At 36.8% G+C, this 6,933-nt stretch carries 7 protein-coding genes and 1 tRNA gene; 1 reads left to right on the forward strand and 7 read right to left on the reverse strand.

Annotated features, from left to right (window positions below):
• Positions 1 to 7 precede the first annotated feature (7 nt).
• The 5 genes from OZZ83_RS13570 to OZZ83_RS13590 all read right to left on the reverse strand — a co-directional run bounded on the left by OZZ83_RS13570 (position 8) and on the right by OZZ83_RS13590 (position 5,058).
• Positions 8 to 1,063 carry an AEC family transporter gene (locus OZZ83_RS13570; RefSeq protein WP_002313856.1) on the reverse strand — a complete coding sequence of 352 codons (1,056 nt, stop codon included), beginning with the start codon at positions 1,061 to 1,063 and terminating at the stop codon, positions 8 to 10.
• Positions 1,064 to 1,282: 219 nt separating this feature from the next.
• Positions 1,283 to 2,431 carry an N-acetylglucosamine-6-phosphate deacetylase gene (gene nagA / locus OZZ83_RS13575; RefSeq protein WP_002292705.1) on the reverse strand — a complete coding sequence of 383 codons (1,149 nt, stop codon included), beginning with the start codon at positions 2,429 to 2,431 and terminating at the stop codon, positions 1,283 to 1,285.
• 75 nt (positions 2,432 to 2,506) lie between these two features.
• Positions 2,507 to 3,343, reverse strand: coding sequence for a helix-turn-helix domain-containing protein (locus OZZ83_RS13580; protein ID WP_002292704.1), 837 nt, complete (start codon positions 3,341 to 3,343; stop codon positions 2,507 to 2,509).
• A 186-nt stretch (positions 3,344 to 3,529) separates the two neighbouring features.
• Entirely contained in the window at positions 3,530 to 4,747 is a 1,218-nt protein-coding gene (locus OZZ83_RS13585; protein WP_002313857.1) for a pyridoxal phosphate-dependent aminotransferase, read from the reverse strand.
• 149 nt (positions 4,748 to 4,896) lie between these two features.
• On the reverse strand, positions 4,897 to 5,058 hold the full coding sequence (locus tag OZZ83_RS13590; protein WP_002335007.1) for a hypothetical protein: 162 nt from the start codon (positions 5,056 to 5,058) through the stop codon (positions 4,897 to 4,899).
• Positions 5,059 to 5,194: 136 nt separating this feature from the next.
• Here OZZ83_RS13590 and OZZ83_RS13595 point away from each other — a divergent pair.
• Positions 5,195 to 5,278: transfer RNA gene (locus OZZ83_RS13595), tRNA-Leu, on the forward strand.
• 73 nt (positions 5,279 to 5,351) lie between these two features.
• Here OZZ83_RS13595 and OZZ83_RS13600 read toward each other — a convergent pair.
• Together OZZ83_RS13600 and OZZ83_RS13605 are read right to left on the reverse strand one after the other, a co-directional pair.
• Entirely contained in the window at positions 5,352 to 5,624 is a 273-nt protein-coding gene (locus OZZ83_RS13600) for a hypothetical protein (protein ID WP_002313858.1), read from the reverse strand.
• Between the two features lie 209 nt (positions 5,625 to 5,833).
• Complete coding sequence (locus OZZ83_RS13605) at positions 5,834 to 6,526, reverse strand: hypothetical protein (protein ID WP_002309519.1); 693 nt, start codon at positions 6,524 to 6,526, stop codon at positions 5,834 to 5,836.
• Positions 6,527 to 6,933 lie beyond the last annotated feature (407 nt).

Raw genomic sequence — 6,933 nt, forward strand, 5'->3', positions numbered from 1 at the left:
TTTCCTATTAAAACAAACCTATGCCGTGAATCATTTGCAATACAACGATCCATACAGGTGTCAGTACTACAGCAAAAATAGTTGACAGTAAGGATGCATTAGAGGCTAAAAGTGCCTCCCTATCAAAACTGATAGCATAGGCTGCTGCCACAGTTGCGGCTGGTGTAGCCATCATAATAACAATCGTTGCCAGTGCTTCAAAATTGACCGGTAGAATATTTGTTGCCGTCAAAACTGCTAAAATCACGATATTCAACGCAGGTACAAATACCACTTTGACTAAACTGTAATACCATGATGTTTTTTCAGAAGCAGCTTTTTTGAAACTTACTTCACCTAATGTTGCGCCGATTGCTAGCCATGCCAATGGCGAACTTAAACCAGCTAAATAATCCATTGGCTGAAATAGCCAAGGTGCTGTCTGGTCAATTCGCAAAAACGCTACTTGGCTTATCTCTCCTTCTGCACCTGTGATTGACACTTGTGGAAGATATCCTTGGAAAAGCCAAATGAAAAGGCCGGCAAAAGTAGCGATGATGATTGGATTAACGAACATCGCTTTGATATTTTTGGCTTCCATCTTCAAGCCACTCATTTTTATGTATCCATAAGAATACAAAAAGATCCGATAACCAATGTTGAAAATTGAGGAATACATCACGCCGACCGGTCCATAAATCGCACTGACGATTGGTGTCCCGAAAAAGGTCGTAGAACCAAAGATTGTCAGGACACGCAACGTTGATTGCTTATCCCCTTTATAACTTAAGAAAAAAGGTCTTGAAACTAGAATAAGAATAATATAAATAACTAACCCCCAAATCAACACATTAATTCCTTGCATCAAGAGTTCTGTATTGATATCTTGCATGAAAGCTCGAAATGCAAGTGCTGGTAGAGCCACTGTTAAGACAACTTTCGATAGGATTTTTCCAACAGATTCAGAAAAAATTTCCTTTTTTCTACAAATAAACCCTAATAATATAATAAAAACTGTTGAAGTAATTGCACTAACAATCGACATATCTGTCAAAGTCGATCGGAAAATATCAAATAAGTTCATCTTTCCCCTCCTATTTTTGTTCATTTTTTCACAATAAAAAATGCTTTTATTTAGCTAATACGTATTAACATTTTTTATTTTATCTTTATATTGTTAACTATTGAACAATAAGGAATTAAAGAAACTTTTGAAACTTATGTAAAGTGATATTCATTAGAACACAAAAAAACCTTAAAACCAAACTTGAGAAGTTTCGTTTTAAGGTTATCTTGGATTATATTATGCGTGGAAGCGTTCCACACCATCTAGATAAGTTGCTTCCAATGTCATATCAGGGTTCAATACGATAAAGTCTGCGTCGCGTCCTTGAGCGATTTTTCCACATGTGTCATCGATTTTACAGCTGATTGCTGGAATCAGACTAGCCATCATGACTGCTTGCTCTGGTGTTGCAAGTCCCCAATCCACGACATTCTTAATTGCTTCTTTCAATTTCAAGATACTTCCAGCTAAGTTGCCAGATTCCAAACGTGCCGTTCCTTCTTTTACTACTACCGGAAATTCACCTAAATTGTAATTTCCATCAGGCATCCCACCGGCCATCATACAGTCTGTAATTAAAGCAACATGCTCATGTCCTGCTTTTTCCATTAGAATTCCTGCCGCATTTGGATGTACATGATGTCCGTCACAAATCAATTCAGAAAAGACATGTTCTAAAGATAATAACGCACCTACCATACCTGGTTCGCGATGATTCAATCCGCGCATCCCATTGAAAGCATGGACAAACACGCTGGCACCTGCTTCAACAGCTTTTTGCGCTTCTTCTAGCGTAGCGTTACTGTGCCCTAGAGAAACAACTACTCCTTCTTCAGTCACTTGTTTGACAAACTCTTCTACACCTTGACGTTCCGGTGCTAAAGCAATTTTTTTGATCAAACCGCCTGAAGCTTCTTGCCATTCATGGAAAGTATCCAAATCAGGATCACCGAAATAACTTGGGTTTTGTGCCCCTTTGTGTTCTTCTGTGAAGAAAGGACCTTCAAAATAGATTCCTTTGATTTTAGCTCCTGGTGCTTCCTGATACATTTTGCCGATTGTCTCAGCTACATCTTTTAAACGTTCTTTGCTTGACGTCAATGTTGTTGGTAAAAATGAAGTCACTCCACAAGATAATAGACCTTCAGACATCACTTTGATACCTTCTGCATCGTTGTCCATTACATCATGATTCATATAGCCGTGAATATGTGTATCTACCAAACCAGGAGCAATCCATTTGCCGCTTTGGTCAATGATGTTGACTTCTCCCTCAGGTAGTTCTTTGGTGTATTCACCAAAAAGCCCATCGGTAATTTCAAGATAGCCTGCATTTTTGACGCCTGACGCTAAAAAGAATTTGTCAGCATAGATAAAAGTTCTCATTCTATTCTCTCCCTTTGTTTTTCTACCTCTAAAGTACTCTTATTTAGAGAAGAAGTCAAGAATGGTCTACACCATTTATAGATTTTTTGAAATTTGTTTCACAGCTTGTGCCAATCCTTCATAAAATGCTGCTCTTTCTGGTTCTTCTTTACGCTTATATATCAAGCTCTTAAGCACAAATAAATCATTGAGATAATAGTAACTATTTTTCTCTTGAGCCCAATAGATCCCTTGGTTCACCTGCTCTAGTGCTTCGTCAATTTCATTTTGATGGAATAAGAAATTTCCATAATTATAAAAAATTTGCGAAAATTCACTTTTTGATCGTTCATCAGCTGATTGATGCAGCAGTTGGATGCTTCGACTCAAATAGTAGCGGGCTTCAGCAGTTTTTCCTGCCACACCATATATTTTTCCGATACAACTAATCAGTTGTATTTCTGTGTCAGAAACATGGATTCTTTCTTTTTGGCTAGAGTAGCTTAATGCTTCTTTTAAATAATAAAGAGACTGAGAAATATTTTGACGCAACGTGAATTCACAAACACCGAGATAATAATAATATCGTTGAAAGTCAGTTGCTTGATACAGATTCTCAGAAATATCAGAAGATTTTAGTACTTGTTCTAACTTGCGATAATCACGTTTTTGGAAACAACTATCCAACAGTTCAAATAATTTATCGTTTGTCCGAGTAGTTTTTCGAGAGAGATTCATCACATGATCAATCGTTACTCCTAGCCGTTGACAAATCTGCATCATCACCAATACATTTGGCAGTTCCTCATTATTTTCGATCCGGCTTAGTACACTTTGTGAACAAATATCTTGCGAAAGCATCTTTTGCGTCATTTTTTGTTCTTTTCGAATCTCTTTAATGATCGTGCCAAAGGACTCGATTAACGTTTCCATAAGTATCCTCCCCAAAATATGCGTATTCGCATTCTATCCGTATTTTACTTTAGGAAGTCGCAAACTTCAAGAAAAGACTTGCAACTAAATAATATGACTTTAGTTATTTAAGAGATCTCCATTAGAAAGAGAGCCTCAGTATATTTGTCTGTGGCTCTCTTTCTGGAAAATTTGCTTTTTTTAAAGTCACTTTTGTCGATATGTCGCTAAAAATTCTCTCATTTTCTTAGCCGTTTGTTTCAAATCATCCATTTTAGGAAGATAGACGATCCGAAAATGATCTGGTTGGTTCCAATTGAATCCGCCACCGTGCACGAGCAGAATATGATGTTCATGTAAAAAGTCCAAGACGAATTTTTCATCATCCAAAATATTGAATCGTTTTGTATCGATTTTAGGGAATATATAAAAAGCAGCTTTTGGTTTTACAGCTGAAAGACCAGGAATATCATTGATTGCATTATAGATATATTCTCTTTGCTCATAGATCCTTCCGCCTGGCAGGAGCAGCTCATCAACACTTTGATAACCGCCCAGCGCCGTTTGGATGATTTGCTGAGACAAGACGTTAGAACACAAACGCATGGAAGACAACATATTCAGCCCTTCTATATAGCCTTTGACGTGTGATTTATCTCCGCTTAGGACCATCCAGCCGACTCGAAAGCCTGCCACACGATGAGACTTAGATAGACCATTCAGCGTAATAACGAACAAATCAGGCGCTAATGTAGCAATCGGAATATGTTCTAGGCCATCCATCACTAAGCGGTCATAGATTTCATCAGAATAAATAATCAGGTTGTTTTGTCGGGCTACTTCAACTATTTCTTCTAATAATTCTTTTGAATAAAGTGCCCCAGTAGGATTATTAGGATTGATGATGACGATCGCTTTTGTCCGACTCGTTATTTTTGATTTGATATCATCAATATCAGGATACCATTCTGCCTCTTCATCGCAAATATAATGAACAGGTGTACCTCCAGCTAAAGCAATCGAGGCAGTCCACAACGGATAGTCTGGCATTGGAACCAGTACTTCATCTCCATTATCTAGCAACCCTTGCATACACATCGTGATCAGTTCGCTGACTCCGTTTCCGGTATAGATATCATTGATCGTCACATTCGGAAAATGTTTCAGTTGGCAATATTGCTCAATTGCTTTTCTAGCAGAAAAAATTCCCTTGGAGTCTGAGTAGCCTTCCGAATCACGAGCATTCATGATCAAATCACGAATGACTTCGTTTGGTGCCTCGAATCCAAAAGGTGCGGGATTTCCTGTATTCAATTTTAAAATACTGATGCCCTCTTCTTGCATACGCTCTGCTTCTTCTAGAACAGGACCGCGAACGTCGTAACTAACACCTTCTAATTTGTTGGATTTTTCAAATTCTCTCATCACTTAGCCAATCCCTCATTTCAAAAAGTTAGAACTTTCCAAATTTTTTGTTATTTACTATTTCAATATCATACTCCATCCTAGAAAAATTTGCCACTTATTTAGGAAAAACATAAGTATCGAAAAAAACGCAGAGAAGCGCTGAGAACTTACTGGTCATGATAGTCATTCCATAGATTTGCTGCCCAATCCATTGCAATCCCACAAATAATTCCCAGCATCAACCCAAATAGAAAACGGCCAAATGCAAGGCCAATCAATATGCCTAGGATCATCCCCAGTCCTGAAAATTCTCCGTCATATTTCTCCATCTTCATAAGACCTCCCACTTTTTGAGCTTGACAACTATGTAAAACCCCGCTATCATTATTGTGTTATTATTTATGCAGACGTGATGGAACGGCAGACATGCCACTTTCTATTAGTAGGTCTGTAGTTTTATATCAGGCAGATGTGTTGGAATTGGCAGACAAGCATGATTGAGGGTCATGTGAGCGTTAGCTCGTGTGGGTTCGAGTCCCATCATCTGCATTTTTCTTTCAAAACAAGCGGCTAGGACATTTTTGTCTCAGCCGCTTTTCTTTTTCTCGTTCATTCTTTCATCTTATTGGACCTTTTTTCTTGGGTATAGACTTTTCTCATATTCTACCACAATTTTTGGTTTTCCTAACACATGATAAGATCTCACAACGAATTGCTTTCTATTATTGTAATATCCTGTAACAACTAGTTTCATCCCTTCGTCTACTTCAGCTAGGAAGTTCAAACTATGGGAAGCAATCAAACAATTGACCTCATTTAAGCTAAAACGAATCAGTGGTCTGGCGCTGACCTGCAACGTACGGATTTTATCTACTGTTCCATATTTTTTCTCCATTGCCTTCACCTCATCACCATTATACGAACATACATTCCTTTTTGTAAAGAGGAAACACTTTTTATCTTGTAATTTTTTGTCCAGCTATTTTTCTTAAAGAACATATAACTTTTCTTACAACGATGAAGGACCACTTATTAACAAAAAAGCGGCAACAGCATAAATTGCTGTCGCCGCATTGCTGATCAAGGGTTACTTATCATAAAAGATTATTTACTCAAATGTTCTTCAACGATTTGTTGAGATTTATCAGCTGTATCTTCCACTTCGCCTTTTGCTTTTTCTAACTTTTGAATATATTGTTTCAAACTTGTGTTTTCAGCAGTTGCTTCGTCTAATTTTTTTTGCGTATCTGCTAACTGAGTTTCTAAATTTTCTTTTTCTTGTGTCAGTGTTGCGATTTTTTGGTTCAAACCATTTACAGTATTTTGTAATTCTGAAAGTTTTGCTTGTGCTTCTTGTAGTCTTGCAGTCCAATTTGCATTCAATCGATTGATTTCATCATTTTTTTGGTTGATTTCGTCTAGTTTCGCATTGATTTCATTTTGTTTGCTTTGTAGTTGTGCATCCTTGCTGACTAATTGGCTTTCTAAGTTTTGTTTTTCTGCTGCCAATTGATTTTTTTGGTTTTCTAATTCATTTACTTTTGCTTGGTATTCTTGGACATCTGCCTTTGAATCTTGCAATGTCTGTTCTTTTTGTGCTAGTTGTGCGGTAAGATCTGTAATCGTTTGCTCTTTATCTGTCAACGTATGGTCAAGCTGTGTCAGATTCTCATTGATTGTATCGATATCTGTCTCTCCACCCCACAAAATAATTTCATTTGCGTAACGCGTGCCTGTAAAGCCAATTAGACATAAAAATGCAACCACGATCCCACCAACAATAATTTTCTTTTTCATTATGTAGCTCCTTCATTTAATCTTTTTACACACTAAAAGTAAGTGATTTCACATGCAATGTCAAGCACTTTTAAATTACGATTGTAATTTTAATAGAAACGCTATTAAATTCTCATTTAATCTTCCTTTTTTTGTATCTGAAAAAACTTTTCATAGAGAAAAATATACCTTAACACTTTCTTAAATATAGATGTATGGTAAAAATAAATGAAAAAAACTAGTTTTTCTTAAACGTAATCCTTTTCATTTCATAAATTACTGTGTTTATTACAAAAAACGAGGATTTGTCATAAATTGTCATGCTTCTTTTACCTATGAAATATTTTCACGTGTTAAAGTATTCCTCGTTGAACACAACAAATAAAACTTTTTAACGAATAAAGGAGATTTTTCATGACATCACTTAA

The sequence above is a fragment of the Enterococcus sp. E5-162 genome, from assembly GCF_035725965.1.
Classification (GTDB): Bacteria; Bacillota; Bacilli; order Lactobacillales; family Enterococcaceae; genus Enterococcus_B; species Enterococcus_B lactis.